Source organism: Amycolatopsis sp. VS8301801F10 (assembly GCF_046195355.1).
GTDB lineage: Bacteria > Actinomycetota > Actinomycetes > Mycobacteriales > Pseudonocardiaceae > Amycolatopsis.
On the sequence record NZ_CP176065.1, the window covers coordinates 8017654 to 8034884 of the forward strand.

The following is a 17231-nucleotide window of genomic DNA, read 5'->3' on the forward strand; positions in this document are numbered from 1 at the left end:
GACGAAAACTCAATCGCGAGCGAGCCAGGGATGCCCGGCGGCGCGGAGCGGATCCTCCGGCCCCGGTGAAGCGAGGCAACTGTGATCGGGTTCCTCCTCCGCAGACTCGTCAACTACATCGCCCTCTGCCTCGTCGCGACCTTCGCGGCGTTCTCCCTGGCGTCGCTGTCCTTCAGCCCGCTGGACGCGCTCAAGCTGCGCAACCCGCCCGCCCCGCAGGCGACCATCGACGCGAAGGCCGCCGAGCTGCACCTGGACCAGGCGATCCCGCACCGGTTCTTCACCTGGCTGGGCGGCGTCTTCCAGGGCGACTTCGGCCGCACCGTCGCCGATCAGGCGATCACCGACGAGCTGTTCCGCCGCGCGGGCGTGAGCCTGCGGCTGTTCCTGCTCGGGATCACCATCGGCATCATCATCGGCGTGCTCGTCGGCGTGGTCAGCGCGATCCGGCAGTACAAGGTCAGCGACTACATCGCCACCACGTTCTCCTTCGTGGTGCTGTCGACGCCGGTGTTCGTGATCGCCACGATCCTCAAGGCGGGCGCGCAGTCGGTCAACGACAACCTGCTCGACGGCTACCAGTTCTTCATCGTGCAGGGCGAGGGCGGCGCGGTCGACGGCGGTTTCGGCGACGTCCTGCTCGACCGGCTGCAGCACATCATCGTGCCGACCCTGGCGATCGTGCTGACCCAGGTCGCCTACTACAGCCGCTACCAGCGTTCGGCGATGCTCGACGTGCTCGGCTCGGACTTCCTGCGCACCGCGCAGGCCAAGGGCCTCACCCGCAGGCGCGCGCTGTTCAAGCACGGCCTGCGCACCGCGCTGATCCCGATGGCGACGCTGTTCGCGTTCGGCTTCGGCCTGCTCATCACCGGCGGCGTCTTCACCGAGAAGATCTTCGGCTGGTACGGCATGGGCGACTGGCTGGTGACCGGCATCCAGAAGCAGGACACCAACATCGTCACCACCGTGACCCTGTTCATCGCGATCTGCGTGCTGCTCGCCGGCTGGCTCGCGGACGTGCTCTACGCCGCGCTCGACCCGAGGGTGAGGATCTGATGGCCGCCCCATTGAACGAGGCCGACCTCGCCGATTCGGCCGTCGCCGCCACCGACACGGCAACCGAGCAGCAGGGCGGGAAGTCCTCCAGCCGCGGCAAGCTCGTCGCCCGCCGGTTCTTCCGCAACAAACTGGCGCTCGTCGGGCTCGTCGTCATCCTGCTGTTCTACGTGCTGGCGTTCACCTACAGCTGGTATTCGCCGTGGGGCTACGACGAACTCGACCCGGCCGCGACGCTGATGCCGCCGGACGGCACGCACTGGTTCGGCACCAACCAGATCGGCGGCGACATGTTCGCGCAGACCATGCGCGGGCTGCAGAAGTCGCTCACCATCGGCCTGCTGGCCGCGCTGTTCTCCACCGGCGTGGCCTCGATCGTCGGCTCCGCGGCCGGGTACTTCGGCGGCTGGACCGACCGGGTGTCGATGTGGGTCGTCGACCTGCTGCTGATCCTGCCGCCGTTCCTGATCATCTCGATCCTGTCGCCGGCCTTCCGCGGCAAGACCTGGCTGATCCTGGTCGGCCTGATCGCGCTGTTCCAGTGGATGATCACCGCCCGGATCGTCCGCGGCATGACGCTGACGCTGCGCGAACGCGAGTTCGTGAAGGCCGCGAAGTTCATGGGCCAGTCCCCGTGGCGGATCATCTTCAAGCACATCGTGCCGAACATGGCGTCGCTGCTGATCATCGACGCGACGATCAACGTCGGCGTCGCGATCATCATGGAGACGTCGCTGTCGTTCTTCGGCTTCGGCGTGCAGGCCCCGGACGTTTCGCTGGGCACGCTGATCTCGGCGGGCTCCGACGCGGTCCGGACGTTCCCGTGGCTGTTCTACATCCCGGCTGGCTTCCTGGTGTTCACCGTGCTCGCGGTGAACTTCGTCGGCGACGGCCTGCGCGACGCGCTCGACCCGTCGTCCAGCCGTTCGCGGCGCAAGGAACGCAAGCGGATCGAAGAAAAGACCAAGTCGACCGCCTCGACGCAGACCGTGGGAGCAGAAGCATGAGCACCGCCGACGTACTTTTCACCGCGGAGGCGGAATGAGCAGCGCACTCGAGCTGACCGTGGACACTGAGAAGCCCACCGGAACCGTGCTCGAGGTCTCGAACCTCGAAGTGTCTTTCCCATCCGAGTCCGGCCGCGTGCACGCGGTGCGCGGGCTGAGCTACCAGGTCGCCGCGGGCGAGGTGCTCGGCATCGTCGGCGAGTCCGGTTCCGGCAAGTCGGTTTCGTCGCTCGCGGTGATGGGGCTGCTGCCGCCGCAGGCGCGGGTTTCGGGCTCGATCCGGTTCCAGGACCGCGAACTGATCGGCAAGTCCGACACCGAGCTGTCGAAGATCCGCGGCAAGAAGATCTCGATGGTCTTCCAGGACCCGCTGTCCGCGCTGACCCCGGTGTACACCGTCGGGGCGCAGATCGCCGAAGCGCTGCTGGTGCACGGCAAGGGCACGATCACCAAGCAGCAGGCGAACAACCGCGCGGTCGAACTGCTCGACCTCGTCGGCATCCCGAACGCGGCGGCGCGGGCGAAGGCGTTCCCGCACGAGTTCTCCGGCGGCATGCGCCAGCGCGCGGTGATCGCGATCGCGATCGCCAACGACCCGGACCTGATCATCGCCGACGAGCCGACCACCGCGCTCGACGTGACGGTGCAGGCGCAGGTGCTGGAGGTGCTGAAGACCGCGCAGGAGGTCACCGGCGCCGGCATCGTGATCATCACGCACGACCTCGGCGTGGTCGCCGGGTTCGCCGACCGGCTGATGGTGATGTACGCCGGGCGCGCGGTCGAGCAGGGTCCGGTCGACACGATCTACGCCCAGCCGCGGATGCCGTACACGCTGGGCCTGCTCGGTTCGATCCCCCGCGTCGACGCGCGGGAGAAGCAGCCGCTGGTGCCTATCGAGGGTCAGCCGCCGTCGCTGGTGAACCTGCCGCAGGGCTGCCCGTTCGCGCCGCGCTGCCCGCTGGCGATCGACGCCTGCCGCACGGCTGAGCCGGAGCTGTTCACGATCACGCCGGGCAATCCGAACGCGCCGGTCGACACCACGCACCGGGCCGCCTGCATCCGCACCGAGGAACTCGGCCGTCCCGAAGCGGACGCCGCCGAGGTCTACGGCGCCGAGGTGATCGAGGAGGCCGCGGTCGCGTCCCTGCCGCGCACCCAGCGCTCGACCGTGCTGGACGTGCGGGACCTGCAGAAGCACTACGCGGTCAGCAAGGGCACCGTCTTCAAGCGCAAGGTCGGCACCGTGCGCGCGGTGGACGGGATCACCTTCGACATCGTCGAAGGCGAAACCCTCGGCCTGGTCGGCGAATCCGGCTGCGGCAAGTCGACCACGCTGATGGAGATCCTCGAACTGGCGGCCCCGTCGCACGGTTCGGTCGCGGTGCTCGGCAAGGACGTCGCGAAGCTCGCGGGCAAGGACCGCAAGGCGATCCGCCGCGACCTGCAGGTGGTCTTCCAGGACCCGATGGCCGCGCTCGACCCCCGGCTGCCGATCGGCGACATCATCGCCGAACCGATGGTGACGCACGGGTTCTCGAAGGAGCGGATCGACCAGCGCGTGCCGGAACTGCTCGGACTGGTCGGCCTGCGCGCCGAGCACGCCGACCGGTACCCGGCGGAGTTCTCCGGCGGGCAGCGCCAGCGCATCGGCATCGCGCGGGCGCTCGCGCTGGAGCCGAAGCTGATCGTGCTCGACGAGCCGGTGTCCGCGCTCGACGTGTCGATCCAGGCCGGCGTGATCAACCTGCTGGACGAGCTGAAGGCCAAGCTGGGCCTGTCGTACCTGTTCGTGGCGCACGACCTGTCGGTGGTCCGGCACATCGCCGACCGCGTGGCGGTGATGTACCTCGGCAAGATCGTGGAGATCGGCGACGTCCGCACGGTTTTCGAGGCGCCGCAGCATCCGTACACGCAGGCGCTGCTGTCCGCGATCCCGATCCCGGACCCGGCCAAGGAACGCGAGCGCGGCCGGATCATCCTCACCGGCGACCTGCCCAGCCCGGCGAACCCGCCGTCGGGCTGCCGGTTCCGGACCCGCTGTTTCGTTTTCTCGCAACTGTCCGAAGAGGACAAGCGCAAGTGCGTCGACGTCGAACCTCCGCGCGAATCCCGCGCGCAGGACCACGACGTGGCGTGCCACTACGCCAAAACCCGCGAAGTCGTGTAGCCACGATCCGTTGGCACACCAGAAGAAGGAAGGTAAACACATGCGACGGAGAATGGCCGCGATCGTGGCCCCCGTTGCCGCTCTGGGGCTCCTGCTCGCCGCCTGCGGCGGCGGCAGCGGCGGCGGCGGCGGCGACAAGAACCTGCAGGACACCGGCTCGTCCGCCGTCAAGACCGCGGACATCAACGAGCAGCCGCTGGACAAGCTGAAGGACGGCGGCGACTTCAAGTGGCCGGTCGACCAGCTGCCGGACAACTGGAACTACTACCAGGTCGACGGCACCGTCCTGGACGGCGCGAGCATGTTCGGCGCGATCCTGCCCTACCCGTTCCCGCAGAACGCGGACGCGACGGTCGGCATCGACAAGAACTACCTGACCTCGGCCGAGATCGTCAGCCAGGACCCGCAGGTCATCGAGTACAAGATCAACCCGAAGGCCAAGTGGAGCAACGGGCGCCAGTTCTCCTGGGAGGACTTCGCCGCCATGGCGAAGGCGCTGACCGGCAAGGACACCGCCTACCAGGTCTCCAGCACCACCGGCTACGAGGACATCGCCAAGGTCGAGAAGGGCGCTGACGACCTCGACGTCAAGGTCACCTTCGCGAAGAAGTTCGCGGAGTGGAAGTCGCTGTTCTCGCCGCTGTACCCGAAGGAGGCGATGGCCGACGCCAACACCTTCAACAAGGGCTGGGCGCAGAAGGCGCAGATCACCGCGGGTCCGTTCAAGATCAAGAGCGTGGACTACACCGCCAAGACCGCGGTGTTCGAGCGCGACCCGAACTGGTGGGGCGACAAGCCGAAGCTGGACACCGTGACCTACAAGGTCGTGGACCGGCCGGCGCTGGCGGACGCGTTCGCCAACGGGCAGATCGACTTCTACCCGCTGAACAACGACATCAACGCGTTCAAGCGGGCCCAGGCGGACCCGAACGCGGTCGTGCGCCAGTCGGCCTACCCCGACTACACGCACATGACGCTCAACGGCGCCCCGTCCTCGATCCTCGCGGACAAGGACCTGCGGCTGGCGGTCATGCGCGGCGTCGACACGGTGACCATCGCGAAGTCGATCCTCGGCCAGATGCAGAAGGACACCACGCCGATCGGCAACCACCTGTTCCTCAAGGGCTCCAAGACCTACGAGGACAACAGCGGCCCGTACAAGTTCGACCAGAACGCGGCCAAGGCGGAGCTGGACAAGCTGGGCTGGAAGCAGTCCGGCGACCTGCGCGCCAAGGACGGCAAGCAGCTCAAGCTGCGCCTGGTGATCCCGACCGGCACCCCGATCAGCCAGCAGACCGCGCAGATCCTGCAGTCGCAGCTGAAGGCGATCGGCGTCGGCATCGACATCGTGGCCGTCCCGTCGACCGAGTTCTTCAAGAACTACGTCAACGTCGGCAACTTCGACCTCACGCTGTTCCGCTGGATCTCGAACTCGTTCCCGATCGGCGGCAGCAAGGGCATCTACTACCTCGACCCGAAGAACGTCAACCAGAACTACGGCCGGATCGGCAGCGACAAGGAAAACCAGCTGCTCGACGCCGCCGCGCAGGAACTGGACGACACGAAGCGGGCCGCGGACATCAACGCCGCGGACAAGGAGATCTGGGCGCTGGGCCACCAGCTTCCGATCTTCCAGTCGGTCGGCGCGTTCGCCGTGCGCAAGACGGTCGGCAACTTCGGTTCGCCGGGCTACGCGAACAACCCGTACGACTACCCGAAGATCGGGTTCGTGAAGTAATCCTCCCCTAGCGGGAATCGAAGGAGCGGCGCGGACTCCCGCGCCGCTCCTTCCTTTTTTTGGACGGTTAAGGTGAGCCTTGTGCGGAATTTCCTGCGGTCGCGGCCGGTGCGGCACATCCTGGTGACGAGTGCGGTCGTGTTCGTCGCGTGCGCTGTGGTGTTCGTGGTGCAGCTGCTGGAGTTCAACAGCACCCGGCCGCGGCTGCAGGGACTCACCGCGACCGCGACCGGCATCGTGTCGCGGGTCGACGACGCCACCGTCACGGTGCGGTTCCCGGTGCCGAACCAGCCGGAAGCGAGCGCGGCGGTCGAGCTGGACACCACTCCCCCGCGGCTGGGCGCGAAGGTTCCGGTGCGATACGACCCGTCAGCGCCTTCGCGGGCAGTCACGGCCGGCGCTTCGGCCCTGGTGACCGCTGACCGCGCCTCGACGTACGCGACGGTCACGGTGGTCGCGGTCGTCGCGATGCTCGCGGTGGACGGATTCCTGCTTTTCACGCGTTTTGTGCAGCCCTCGCGGCGCAAGGCGGGCGCTTCGGTGCCGGTGCGCCGGATCAAGGTGCAGCGCGGCCTGCTGACCCGGTCCTGGCTGGAGACCGACACCGCGACGCCGCGGTGGATCCCGGTGTACTTCTCGCCGACGCTGATCGGCCTGCCGTCGCCCTCGCGGGTCGAGGTGCTGGGCGACCTGCGCACGGACCGTCACGTCGCCGTGCGGATCGAGGACGAGGTGCTGTATCCGGCGGGCTCGGTGCGCACTGGCGAGCCTCGCGGCCGTCGCCTGGACAACCCTTCCGAACCGGACGAGGAACGCGCGCTCGCCGCGGCCACGCCGGTAGGGCTCGCGCGGCAGTTCCGGGTCGATCTGCCGGTGCTGGCGGTCGCGCCGGTGGTGGGGGCGTTTTGGGCGCTGGTCGACGGCAGCGGGTTCGCGGGCTGGCTGACGGTCAGCGTGCTGATCGCGACGTTCGGCTTCTGGTGGGCCGCGCTGCGCGGCTCGGATCCGTCACTCTGACTCCAGCGCCGCCAGGATCTCGGCCAGCTCCGGATACGACTCCTCGACCTTCCCCTCCTTGCCGAGCCGGTACCGCTCCAGCCGGACCGCGCCGAGGTGGCGGGCTTCGTAGTACAACGCGCGCCGCCGCGCCGACGGAGACTCGTCCGGCCGCCCGTAGGTGTCCCAGAACCAATCCCGTTTCGAGCCCGTTTTCACCGACGCCATGCGGATCGTCCAGTCCGCCGCCGGGTCGCCCCACCAGCTGCGGTCGTGGTCGAACACCCCGACGATCTCCAGCGCCGGGGTCAGCATCACGTTCACGTGCCACAGATCCCCGTGCAGCAGGCGCGGTTCGGTGATCTCGTCGAGCAGCGCGGCGTCGCGCTTCGCCCAGGCGGCCACCGCGCGCAGGTCGGACCCGTCGAGGCCGAGGTCTTCGACGTCCGCGGCGTTGTCCTCGAAGTACGCGACCAGCGCTTCGCTCCAGGTCGCGAAATGCGGTCCGGCGACGAGACCGAAACCGGGCCCGCGCACGTCGTGGATCGCGCGGGTGATTTCGCCGAGCCGGCGGAAGTACGGCGCCCGCTCCTCCGGCTCGAAGCCGGAGAGGATTTCCGGGCCCGGCTCTCCGGGGAGAACGGCCTGCAGCACGTAATCGCGGCCGATGACCTGGTGGGTGAAGTCGGCGGCGAGCGTGCGCGGCAGCAACGGCGAAATCGGCGCGAAGTACGGCGCGGCAAGGTATTCGTTGCGCATGAACTGGTGCTCGATCCGGGTCTGCCGCGCCGGTTCCGGGGCGACGCGCAGGATCGCCGGACCGTCGGCCAGCTCCACCCGGTAGGTGTTGTTGTAGCCGCCCCAGCCGATTTCGGCCGCGGACCGCACGCCGGAGCCGAGCGCGCGGCGGCACAGCAGCTCGATCTGGTCGGCGGTGAGAGGTTGCTGGAACGCGTCCGCGGGCCGGTCTTTCGGCTGGAAGTCCACCCAGGCATCCTGCCACTCCGCTCAGGACAGCACGAATCCTTTACGGCTCAGCGAATCCTCGATCCGCAGCCGTTCGAGGTCCCGGTCGGCACCCTCGCGCAATCCGTCGAGCCGGTGCTCGACGCCGATCTCGCGGCAGGCGGTGACGAGCAGTTCGTCGTACGCCTGCCGGGTGCCGAACCGGCGCGCGGCGGGCGTTCCGGCGGGAAGTTCCGCGAGCGTCCGGCGTACCCGGCGCAGATCGGCGGCCACCTGCTCCACCGGCGGTTCGGACGGCACTGGAGCCGCGCGGCGCCGACGCAGCCAGCGGCAGAGCGCCGGAACGCGGAGGGCAGCCCAGAACAACGCCGAGGGCGCCACGCTGACCACGGCGAACAGCAGTACCGGACCGGCCGCCATGCTCCCGAGTTTAGCCGCGGCGGCTTTTGCGCGCCCGGTTCGCGAACAGCACCGCCACGCCCGCCCCGAGCAGCACCACGCTGGCGATGACGTGCAGGTTCGGCGGCAGCACGTGAAGCTGGACGAACCAGCTCGGGTGCCCCGCCCCGGCCAGCCGGTTGATCAGCCCGCCCGCGCCCTGCACCACCAGGAGAATCCCGAACAGCTCGATCACCGCGACGCCTCCTTTTTCGACGCGGAGGAACCGAAGATCTCCTGCCACAGCGGCCCGAAGACGAACCACAGGCCGGCGACCGTGCCCAGCCTCGGCAGCCAGCCCCACAGCGGCTCGACGCGGTCCGGATCGCCGACCACCACGATCGCGAGCAGCAGCAGTCCGGCGCTGATCGCGGACGCCAGCACGCATTTGCCCCATTCGCGCCATTCCTTGCGGGCCTTGGCGCGGCCGGTCGGCTTCTCCGGCCGCGGTCCTCCGGCGAACCGGTGCGCGAACCGGACGTCGGCCCACTCCACCATCGAGGGCCCGAACACCACCGAGAAGCCCAGGTACACCGCGGCCAGCCCGTGCGTCACGTTCGGCTTCGCGCCGTTCATCAGGTCGATCACGGTGATCACCAGCAGCGCCAGGTCGACCACCGGAACCAGCGCCAGCAGCACGGTGCTGGCCTTCTGCTTGCGCAGCGCGTACCGGGCCAGCAGCCCGGCCGCGATGAAGACCCAGAACCCGATCTCGCACGCCACGATGGCGATGGTCATCGGACTGGCCAAAATCTCGTCCATGGCTCCACTGTGGCGGGTGCGGACGTCAGCGCGCGTCAGCGGACGGCACGATCGGGGGGTCATCATTTCGTAGGACGACCGGGACGCCGCGGTGTGCTGTCATGGTCGGGTGCGCCTGCGAGACCTGCGCTCGGCCCTCCCCCGGCCGCGCGAACTGCCGCCGTGGCAGCAGAACGGCCTCATCGCGCTCGCGGTGTTCGCCGGCGGCACGATGCTGTACTTCACCGACAGCCACCGCCTGCTGCCGAACGGCGACCCCTTCCCGCTCTGGATCCGGTTCGCCGAACTCGGCGCGATCTGTCTCGCCACGTTTCTCCGCCGGAAAGTGCCGTGGGGACTGCTCATCGCCACCGGGATCGTCGGCGTCGACGTCGTGCTGGGCCTCTCGCTGCCGATCGCCATCGCGTACACGGACTTCCTGTACTCCGCGATGCTGTACGGCTCCCGCTGGACGACCCGGGTGCTGGTCGGGCTGACCGCGACGGTCACGCTCACCGTGCTGTTCGTGTTCCTGGCCGTCGCGGGCTGGCGGGCGGCGGCGCTGGGCGCGTTCAGCATGCTGTCGTTCCTGCTGGTCCCGGTGTGGTGGGGGGCGAACGTACGCCAGCAGAGCGACATCGCGGCGTCCGAACGCGCCAACGCCGAGCAGCTCGCGACGATCGCCGCGCTGGACCGGCGGGCGGCGGTGGCGGCCGAACGCGCGCGGATGGCCCGCGACCTGCACGACGTCGTCGCCGGGCACCTGTCCGCGATCGCCATCCAGTCGGAGGCGGCACTGTCCATGGCGGACGATCCGAAGACCGCGCAGACCGTGCTCGTCGCGGTGCGCGAGAACAGCGTGCGCGCGCTGGAGGAAATGCGCGCGATGATCGGCCTGCTGCGTTCGGAATCCGCGGAGGACGAGGTGACCGCTCCGGCCCGGCTGGCCGAGCTGACCCGGCTGGTGGAATCGGCGCGAGCGGCGGGCATGACGGTGACCGTGGATTCCACTGTGGACGAAGAACTCGCGCTGCCGACGGCGGTCGACCTCACCGCGTACCGGATCGCGCAGGAATCGCTGACGAACGCGGTGAAACACGCGCCGGGCGGCCGGGTGACCGTGCGGCTGCGCGCGGCCGACGGCACGCTGAGCGTCGAAATCGGCAACGACCTGCTCGGCGCGCCGACCCAGTCCGACAGCGGCGGACACGGTTTGCTGAGCATGCGCGAGCGCGCGCACGCCGTCGGCGGCACCCTGCGAGCGGGTCCGTCCGGGCCGCGCTGGCTTGTCCACGCCGAACTTCCCCTCGCCGGAGAGCCGTCATGACCATCCGAGTCCTCGTCGCCGACGACCACGGCGCCATCCGCGCCGGGCTCGCGCTCATCCTCGGCAACGCCGAAGGCATCGAGGTGGTCGGCGAAGCCGCCGACGGCGAGGTCGCGCTGCGCCAGGCCCGCGCGCTGCGGCCGGACGTCGTCCTGATGGACGTCCGGATGCCCGGCACCGACGGGATCACCGCCACCCGCCAGCTGATCGCCGAGGGGCTCGCCGAGGTCCTGGTCCTCACCACCTTCGACCTCGACGAGTACGTGCACGCCGCACTGCGCGCCGGAGCCGCCGGATTCCTGCTGAAATCGGTGGAGGCCCCGCGCCTGATCGAGGCCGTCCGCCTGGTCGCGGCGGGCGAGGGCGTACTCGCGCCGCAGGTCACGAAACGGCTGATCACCGCCTTCGCCAACACCCCGGCCGGACCGTCGCCCACGCCGGCCGGACTCGCGGACCTCACCGAACGCGAACGCGAGGTACTGGGCTGCCTGGGCGCGGGCCTGTCGAACGCCGAGATCGGGGCCCGGCTGTACATCGGCGAGGCGACGGTGAAAACGCACGTTTCCCGGGTGCTGGCCAAGCTCGGCCTGCGGTCGCGGGTGCAGGCCGCGATCCTCGCCCAGGACCACGGCATCGACCCACCCGGTTAGCCGATCTGCGCATCCGCGCACGACCTTCCCACCGTCCCCGACCGAGCAAGAAAACCCGCGCCTCCCGCGGCCAAGCCACGATCCCCGCCAAGACCACGGCATCGAGCCACCCGGTTAGCCGATCTGCGCATCCGCGCGCGACCTTCTAACGTTCCCCCATGGGCGAGCGGAGAACTCTCGACGTCGACGAAGTCCTCAAGCGGCAGGAATCCGGCGAGCTGAAGCGGCGGCTCAGGGGGCGCGACCTGATCGGGTTCGGCGTCGGCATCATCATCGGCACCGGCATTTTCACCCTCGCCGGGGTGGAGGCGAAGACGCATGCCGGGCCGTCGGTCACGCTTTCGTTCGTGATCGGCGCGGTGGTCGCCGGGCTCGCCGCGCTGTGTTATGCCGAACTCGCGTCCAGCGTGCCGACTGCGGGCAGCGCCTACACCTACGCCTTCGCCACCCTCGGCGAGGTTTTCGCCTGGATCATCGGCTGGGACCTGCTGCTGGAGTTCGCGCTCGGCGCGGCCGTGGTGTCGCGCAGCTGGTCCGGCTATCTCGCGAATCTGCTCGGCCTCTCGCCGGAGTGGTTCGGCGAAAACGCGACGGTCAACGTCGGCGCGGTGCTGATCATCGCGGTCCTGACGGTGGTGGCCGTGGTCGGCATCAAGGAGTCCTCGTGGCTCACGAATCTGCTGGTGCTCGTCAAGGTCGCCGTCTGCGTGCTCATCCTCGCCGTCGGCGTGTTCTTCGTGAAGGGCTCGAACCTCACCCCGTTCGTCCCGCCCGCGCAGCCGCCGTCGAGCAGCGCCAACGCGTTGCACCAGCCAGTGGTCCAGGCCGTGCTCGGGCTCGAGCAGTCGGTGTACGGCATCGCCGGCATGGTCACCGCCGCGGCCGTCGTGTTCTTCGCCTACACCGGGTTCGAAGCGCTCGCCAACCTCGGCGAGGAAACCATCAACCCGCGCAAGGACCTCCGCGTCGGCATCCTCGGCGCGCTGGCCGTGTGCGCGGTCCTCTACATCGGCGTGTCGATCGTGCTCACCGGCATGGTGCACTACTCCGACATCGACTCCGGCGCACCGCTCGCGGACGCGTTCGACCGGGTCGGCCAGCACTGGGTCGGCGCGCTGATCTCGCTGGGCGCGGTCACCGGGCTGACGTCGGTGATGATGGTCGAACTGGTCACGATCGGCCGGATCGGCTTCGCGATGGGCCGCGACGGCCTGCTGCCCAAGGCCATCGGCACGGCGCACCCGCGCTGGGGCACGCCGCACCGGATGACCATCGGCGGGGCCGCACTGATCGCCGTGCTGGCGGCGTTCGTGCCGATCTCGGCGCTGGCCGACATGGTCAGCATCGGCGCGCTGTCGGCGATGATCATCGTCGCGGTCGCGGTGCCGGTGCTGCGCAAACGCCGCCCGGACCTGAAGCGGCCGTTCACCGTGCCGTTCTCGCCGGTGCTGCCGATCGTCGCCGCGGTGGCGTGCTTCTACCTGATGCTGAACCTCGACGTGATGACCTGGCTCCGGTTCGCCGCGTGGCTCGTGCTCGGCCTGCTGATCTACTTCTTCTACGGCCGCAAGCACTCCCGCTTCGCGAAGTAGGTCAGGCCACCGCGAGGTGGACGCGGTGGTGCCGCGGGTTCTCGATCTCGTCGAGCAGCGCCACGGCGAAATCAGCGTACGAGATCTTGCGCGCGAGGTCGCCGTGCTCGCCGATTTCGTAGCGACCGGTGCGCTCGCCGTCGTGGTCGAAGTCGCCGGCCGGGCTGACATACACCCAGTCCAGCCCGGCGCCCTCGGTGCGCAACACCTCGAGTCCCGCCGCGTGGGCCAGGCAGAACGGGCGGAACTCGGCCGGAATCGAGTCCAGCACCGAGGTTCCGTCGGCGGCCGGCAGCAGCGCGGACAGCCCGACCGCGACCAGCCGGTCCACTCCCGCCCGCGCCAGGCCGGTGACGAGAGCGCGGGCGGCGCCGGTGAAGAACGCCTCCGGATCGGTGCCCTCGCCGTAAACCGCGGCCGCGTTGACGGCCGCGTCGTGCCCGGCGGCGAGGGCGGCGACCTCGGCCGCGCTGGTGACGTCGCCGGCGACTGCGTCCGCCAAGTCCTGGTAGCGGGCGGGATCGCGGACCACCGCGGTGACGTCGTGCCCGCGCCGCCGGGCCTCCGCGACCGCCTGCCGCCCGGTCCGGCCGCCCGCCCCGAAAATGACGATCTTGCTCATCGTGGGAATACCTCCTGGGGTGTCGATGCTCTGGAAGGTAGCCAGGGGGCCGGTTCCCTCCGGGATACTGAGAGGAGTCCGCGATGACCGTTCGGCAGCCATTGCCTCCCGACCTGTTCGAGGAGCTGTGCCCGTCCTCGCTGGTGCCGTTCCGGTTCGGGGACAAGTGGTCCGCCCTGGTGCTCCACTGCCTGGCAGACGGGCCGCGCCGATTCTCCGAACTGCGGGTGCCGCTGCCCCGCGTCACGCCGAAGGTGCTGACCCAGACTTTGCGCGGCCTCGAACGCTCAGGGCTGGTGTCCCGGACGGCGCACGAGGATCCCGCGTTGGGGGTGGAGTACGCGCTGACGCCGCTCGGCCGCAGCCTGCTGGAGCCGATGCAGGTCGTCTACGACTGGGTCGCCGAGCACTGGGACGAACTGCTGGACGCGCAAGAGCGCTACGACGCACCGCAGCTGCGCAACCCGGCGTAGGAAGCCGCCTGCGCCAACGCTTCCTCATACCGGGTGTCCGCCACCAGCAGCACCGATTCCAGTCCCGCCGCGACCCACTCCACCGGCTGGTCGTGCACGCCTTCGTCGCCCAGCTCGCGGTAAGTGTCCACAACGGACAACAGCGTTCCCTCCGCGCCCAGCCGCACGCCGGCGAGCAGCACGTGGTGCGGCGCGGGCGGCCGCCACCGGTTCGTCCACAGTGGAGGGATGCCGGTGTCGAGGTAGTCCTGCAGCGCGCGTTCCGGCGTGTCCGGCGAGCCCAGTTCCGCCGGATCGACCCGCGCCAGCACCGCCACCCGCGGCAATTCCCACAGGCCCAGCAAGAGATCCGAAACCGTCGAAGTGCTCCACTCCCCCAACGCCGGGACCACCGCCAGCTTTCCCTGCGACAGCGTCCGGATCGCCTCAGCCAGCTCTTCCAAAGACGTGCCCGCGGCCGTCTCGTCGAACGGGATCGGAAGGCGGAAGTCGTTGCGGGACAACGCACCTGCCGGAAGAACGGCCGGCGCGCGCACGGTCCCGGCGGCGATCGCGACCTCGTCCTGGTCCGGCACCGCGACGTCCGCCGCGCGCAACGTCACGAGCCCGGCGAAGGCCGCCGCCAAGCCGTCCTTTTGCGGCAGTTCCGCCCGGGCTTCGGCGACCAGGCGCGCACCGCCGGGAAGCCAATGGACGTCGGAAAGCCCCGTGTTCAGTACCGCCACAGATGCGCCGCCACGATCTCCTCAGGCGCCCGGTCGACGGCCCACGCCGCGTCCGAGGCGCGCACCGCGCGGAACGCGCCGAGCAGCTCGTCCCCCAGCACCCCGGACACGCGCGGATTCGCCAGCAGCGCAGTGTCCTGTTCGGACGGACTCGCCGGAAGCGGCAGTACGCCCGCGGTGTTCCGTTCCCCTTCGCTCCAGCTGCCCGGGTCGTCCGCGATCGGCTCCGGCAGGACCGCGCTGTCCTCGATCCCGGCCATCCCGGCGGCGAGCACCACGGCCAGCGCGAGATACGGATTGGCCGACGCGTCCGACGTTTTCAGCTCGACATTCGCGTGCTCCGCCCCGAGCAACGCCGTGCCCGGGACGTACCGCAGCGGCGCTTCGCGGTTCTCCACGCCCCAAAACGCATACGCACCAGCGAAAAACCCCGGCCGCAACCGCATCGTCGAGGGCACGCTCGGCGCCGTGACCGCCGTCAGCGCGGGCAAATCCCGCAACAACCCGCCGACGTAGGCCGCGCCTTCGCCTTCCGGCACGCCGTCGCCGGTCAGCAGGTTCCGGCCCTTGCGCCGGACGGAAGTGTGCAGATGCCAGCCGTTCCCGGCGGCCCCGAGCCCGATCATCGGCGCGAAACTCGCCACGAGCCCGTGTGCGTGCGCGGCCGCGTGAATGGTCTGGCGGGCCAGCAGCTGATCGTCGGCCGCGGACACCGGATCGGTGGCGGCGAGCGACAATTCCAGCTGTGCCACGCCGTATTCCGCGTGCAACTGGCCGATCTGCAGGCCGTTCGCGGCGAAATCGTGCAGCAGCGCGGCGACGAACTCGTCCAGGCCGATCAGCGCGTGCGGGCTGTAGGCGGGACCGCGGTGTCCCGGCGCGGACACGACGTCCTGGCTGCCCGCCGGCGCGACGGAGAACTCCAGCTCGTACCCGGCCCGGAATTCGAGTCCGCGCCGCGCCGCCTCGGAGACTTGGCGTTCCAGCACGGAACGCTGGCAGTACGGCCACGGCGAACCGTCCGCGGCGAGCTGCCGCACCGGAGCCCAGGCGAGCGCGGGCTGCCCGGAGAGCCGGCGGAGCCGTTCCACGACCGGCACGAGCCGGATGTCGCCGGACGGGGTGCCGAGGCCGGAATGGGCGTAGGTGATGGCGTCGTGGCTGTCGAAGACCGCGAACAGCGAGGTCGCGCCGACGCCGCGGACCGCCGCGTCGGCCAGCCCGCCGACCGGGACCACGCGCGAACGCGGGATGCCGTTGTTGTCCGCCCAGGCCAGGTGGACGCCGCCGACCCCCGCCGCGGCCAGGTCCTTCGCCGCCGCCGACGCCGCCTTGGTCATGGCAACCTCCTCGGGCTCGGGATCAGTATCGCGGGCCCGGGCCGCCCCGGCCATCCGCGAGGATTCACCCGGGCGGCTCAGCGACCGGCCCGGCGTCGTCCCGGCTGCGCAACGCCACTCCCGCGACGACGGCGAGCGTCCCCAGCGCCTCGACGACGCTCGGCACCTGCGCGAGCACGAGGAACCCGACGACGCCCGCCGTCACCGGCAGCAACGCCAGCAGGACGGCGAACCGAGCCTGGCCGAGCCGGCGCAGGACCACTTGGTCGAGCGCGTACGGCACGACGGTCGACAGCACGCCGACGCCGATCCCGAGCAGCAGCATGCGTGGCGAAGCCCACACTTCGCCGGTGCCCCATGCGAGCGGCGACAGCACGACGGTCGCCACCACGAACCCGACCGCCAGCGAATCCAGCCCGTCCCCGCCGATCGCGACCCGCTTGCCGAGCACGATGTACCCGGCCCAAGCAGCCGCCGCGGCCAGCGCGAACACGACGCCGAGCGGACTGCCCGCGATCCGCACGTCCGCGATCGCGACCACGCCGAGCGCCACCAGGACCAGCGCGAGGAAATCGCGCCGGGTCCGCGACCCGATCGCCGCCACGACGACCGGCCCGGCGAACTCCAGCGCGACGACCGTGCCCAGCGGAAGCCGCGCGATGGCCTCGTAAAAGACCACGTTCATCCCCGCGGTGACGACCCCGAAAGCCCCCGCGAGCAGCAACCGCTTGCCCCGCCAGGCGGCTTTCGGCGGCCGCCGCCACAGCAGCAGCACGACGGCCGCCCCGAGACAGCGCAGCCACGCGACCCCAGAGGGCGTGGCGTGCCCGAAGAGGTCGACCGCGATGGCCGCACCGGCATACAGAGAAATTCCGCTGAGAACGAACAAGACCGGTGCCGGAATCGCGTTCACGCGTTTCCAGGAGAGTGCGATGCCCACTCCCAAATGGTGCCTGACCACGGAAAACGCCCGGCATCGGGTGGTCTGGTCCTACGGAGTGGAACATCGTTGCGGCAACCGGGCTAATTCGGCGTGACGCACCTCCCACCGGCGCGGGAACACTTGCGGGCCGCCAAACGTCTGCAAGAGTGGAAGCACGAACACCGCGGAGCCGGAAGCGATCCCCGCCGAAGGCATCGAGACCGAAGTGGGCGTAGCTGGATCGAGGCACCGGGCGACCGGTGCCGGGACGGAGGGAGACCCCCATGACAACACCGACGCTCACCCGCCCCGAATTGACCGCAGCCGACCGATGCGACCGGTGCGGCGCAGCAGCACAGGTACGCGCTGTCCTCAGCTCCGGAGGCGAGCTGCTCTTCTGCGGGCACCACGCCCGCGAGCACGAGGCCAAGCTCAAGGAACTGGCCGCGGAGATCCAGAAGTAACTTC

Annotated in this window: 18 protein-coding genes; 10 read left to right on the plus strand and 8 right to left on the minus strand. The window is 69.9% G+C overall.

Translation table 11 applies throughout. The features are described from left to right. Window positions 1-81: 81 nt before the first annotated feature. From F9C11_RS36710 to F9C11_RS36730, 5 genes are all read left to right on the plus strand, one after another. Entirely contained in the window at window positions 82-1059 is a 978-nt protein-coding gene (locus F9C11_RS36710) for an ABC transporter permease (RefSeq protein WP_409181936.1), read from the plus strand. After that, entirely contained in the window at window positions 1059-2066 is a 1008-nt protein-coding gene (locus F9C11_RS36715) for an ABC transporter permease (RefSeq protein ID WP_409181937.1), read from the plus strand. Before F9C11_RS36710 ends, F9C11_RS36715 begins: the two co-directional genes overlap by 1 nt. A gap of 34 nt (window positions 2067-2100) precedes the next feature. Further along, window positions 2101-4233: a dipeptide ABC transporter ATP-binding protein gene (locus F9C11_RS36720; RefSeq protein ID WP_409181938.1), complete on the plus strand. Its 2133-nt coding sequence runs from the start codon at window positions 2101-2103 to the stop codon at window positions 4231-4233. A 40-nt stretch (window positions 4234-4273) separates the two neighbouring features. Beyond that, window positions 4274-5971, plus strand: coding sequence for an ABC transporter family substrate-binding protein (locus F9C11_RS36725; protein WP_409181939.1), 1698 nt, complete (start codon window positions 4274-4276; stop codon window positions 5969-5971). A gap of 81 nt (window positions 5972-6052) precedes the next feature. Continuing rightward, a complete protein-coding gene (locus tag F9C11_RS36730; protein WP_409181940.1) occupies window positions 6053-6988 on the plus strand; it encodes a DUF3592 domain-containing protein in 936 nt (311 codons plus the stop codon). On the opposite strand, the gene F9C11_RS36735 is transcribed toward F9C11_RS36730, so the two are convergent. From F9C11_RS36735 to F9C11_RS36750, 4 genes are read right to left on the minus strand one after another with little or no spacing between them, the layout of a single operon-like run. Next, a complete protein-coding gene (locus F9C11_RS36735) occupies window positions 6980-7954 on the minus strand; it encodes a phosphotransferase family protein (protein ID WP_409181941.1) in 975 nt (324 codons plus the stop codon). The two genes, F9C11_RS36730 and F9C11_RS36735, sit on opposite strands and share 9 nt — an antisense overlap. Window positions 7955-7975: 21 nt before the next feature. After that, window positions 7976-8353 (minus strand): hypothetical protein, encoded by a 378-nt coding sequence (locus F9C11_RS36740; RefSeq protein WP_409181942.1) that lies wholly within the window; start codon window positions 8351-8353, stop codon window positions 7976-7978. A 10-nt stretch (window positions 8354-8363) separates the two neighbouring features. Further along, entirely contained in the window at window positions 8364-8567 is a 204-nt protein-coding gene (locus F9C11_RS36745) for a hypothetical protein (protein ID WP_409181943.1), read from the minus strand. Beyond that, window positions 8564-9133, minus strand: a complete 570-nt coding sequence (locus tag F9C11_RS36750) for a hypothetical protein (protein WP_409181944.1) — start codon at window positions 9131-9133, stop codon at window positions 8564-8566. Before F9C11_RS36750 ends, F9C11_RS36745 begins: the two co-directional genes overlap by 4 nt. A 124-nt stretch (window positions 9134-9257) precedes the next feature. On the opposite strand from F9C11_RS36750, the gene F9C11_RS36755 reads away from it, so the two are divergent. From F9C11_RS36755 to F9C11_RS36765, 3 genes are all read left to right on the plus strand, one after another. Next, window positions 9258-10439 carry a sensor histidine kinase gene (locus F9C11_RS36755; protein WP_409187052.1) on the plus strand — a complete coding sequence of 394 codons (1182 nt, stop codon included), beginning with the start codon at window positions 9258-9260 and terminating at the stop codon, window positions 10437-10439. Then, the gene (locus tag F9C11_RS36760; protein WP_409181945.1) at window positions 10436-11089 is read left to right on the plus strand and encodes a response regulator; all 654 of its coding nucleotides are present in this window, start codon (window positions 10436-10438) and stop codon (window positions 11087-11089) included. Before F9C11_RS36755 ends, F9C11_RS36760 begins: the two co-directional genes overlap by 4 nt. 158 nt (window positions 11090-11247) lie before the next feature. Further along, entirely contained in the window at window positions 11248-12681 is a 1434-nt protein-coding gene (locus F9C11_RS36765) for an APC family permease (protein ID WP_409181946.1), read from the plus strand. A gap of 1 nt (window position 12682) precedes the next feature. Here the strand turns inward: F9C11_RS36765 and F9C11_RS36770 are convergent, their stop codons facing one another. Then, complete coding sequence (locus F9C11_RS36770) at window positions 12683-13303, minus strand: NAD(P)-dependent oxidoreductase (RefSeq protein ID WP_409181947.1); 621 nt, start codon at window positions 13301-13303, stop codon at window positions 12683-12685. 83 nt (window positions 13304-13386) lie between these two features. Here F9C11_RS36770 and F9C11_RS36775 point away from each other — a divergent pair, with 83 nt between their 5' ends. After that, complete coding sequence (locus tag F9C11_RS36775; protein WP_409181948.1) at window positions 13387-13776, plus strand: winged helix-turn-helix transcriptional regulator; 390 nt, start codon at window positions 13387-13389, stop codon at window positions 13774-13776. Here the strand turns inward: F9C11_RS36775 and F9C11_RS36780 are convergent. The 3 genes from F9C11_RS36780 to F9C11_RS36790 form a co-directional block, all read right to left on the minus strand. After that, window positions 13743-14501, minus strand: coding sequence for a DUF6885 family protein (locus tag F9C11_RS36780; protein WP_409181949.1), 759 nt, complete (start codon window positions 14499-14501; stop codon window positions 13743-13745). The two genes, F9C11_RS36775 and F9C11_RS36780, sit on opposite strands and share 34 nt — an antisense overlap. Then, window positions 14489-15841: a glutamine synthetase gene (locus F9C11_RS36785; RefSeq protein WP_409181950.1), complete on the minus strand. Its 1353-nt coding sequence runs from the start codon at window positions 15839-15841 to the stop codon at window positions 14489-14491. Before F9C11_RS36785 ends, F9C11_RS36780 begins: the two co-directional genes overlap by 13 nt. Window positions 15842-15905: 64 nt before the next feature. Beyond that, window positions 15906-16706 (minus strand): EamA family transporter, encoded by an 801-nt coding sequence (locus F9C11_RS36790; protein ID WP_409187053.1) that lies wholly within the window; start codon window positions 16704-16706, stop codon window positions 15906-15908. A gap of 341 nt (window positions 16707-17047) precedes the next feature. Between F9C11_RS36790 and F9C11_RS36795 the strand changes: the two genes are divergently transcribed. Then, window positions 17048-17227, plus strand: a complete 180-nt coding sequence (locus F9C11_RS36795) for a hypothetical protein (protein ID WP_037358805.1) — start codon at window positions 17048-17050, stop codon at window positions 17225-17227. Window positions 17228-17231: the final 4 nt, after the last annotated feature.

Excerpts from the sequence above, each read along its gene's own strand:
- F9C11_RS36715 (WP_409181937.1), top strand. The coding sequence starts at position 1,059 with ATGGCCGCCCCATTGAACGAGGCCGACCTCGCCGATTCGGCCGTCGCC.
- F9C11_RS36720 (WP_409181938.1), top strand. The coding sequence starts at position 2,101 with ATGAGCAGCGCACTCGAGCTGACCGTGGACACTGAGAAGCCCACCGGA.
- F9C11_RS36725 (WP_409181939.1), top strand. The coding sequence starts at position 4,274 with ATGCGACGGAGAATGGCCGCGATCGTGGCCCCCGTTGCCGCTCTGGGG.
- F9C11_RS36740 (WP_409181942.1), bottom strand. The coding sequence starts at position 8,353 with ATGGCGGCCGGTCCGGTACTGCTGTTCGCCGTGGTCAGCGTGGCGCCC.
- F9C11_RS36750 (WP_409181944.1), bottom strand. The coding sequence starts at position 9,133 with ATGGACGAGATTTTGGCCAGTCCGATGACCATCGCCATCGTGGCGTGC.
- F9C11_RS36760 (WP_409181945.1), top strand. The coding sequence starts at position 10,436 with ATGACCATCCGAGTCCTCGTCGCCGACGACCACGGCGCCATCCGCGCC.
- F9C11_RS36765 (WP_409181946.1), top strand. The coding sequence starts at position 11,248 with ATGGGCGAGCGGAGAACTCTCGACGTCGACGAAGTCCTCAAGCGGCAG.
- F9C11_RS36770 (WP_409181947.1), bottom strand. The coding sequence starts at position 13,303 with ATGAGCAAGATCGTCATTTTCGGGGCGGGCGGCCGGACCGGGCGGCAG.
- F9C11_RS36775 (WP_409181948.1), top strand. The coding sequence starts at position 13,387 with ATGACCGTTCGGCAGCCATTGCCTCCCGACCTGTTCGAGGAGCTGTGC.
- F9C11_RS36785 (WP_409181950.1), bottom strand. The coding sequence starts at position 15,841 with ATGACCAAGGCGGCGTCGGCGGCGGCGAAGGACCTGGCCGCGGCGGGG.
- F9C11_RS36795 (WP_037358805.1), top strand. The coding sequence starts at position 17,048 with ATGACAACACCGACGCTCACCCGCCCCGAATTGACCGCAGCCGACCGA.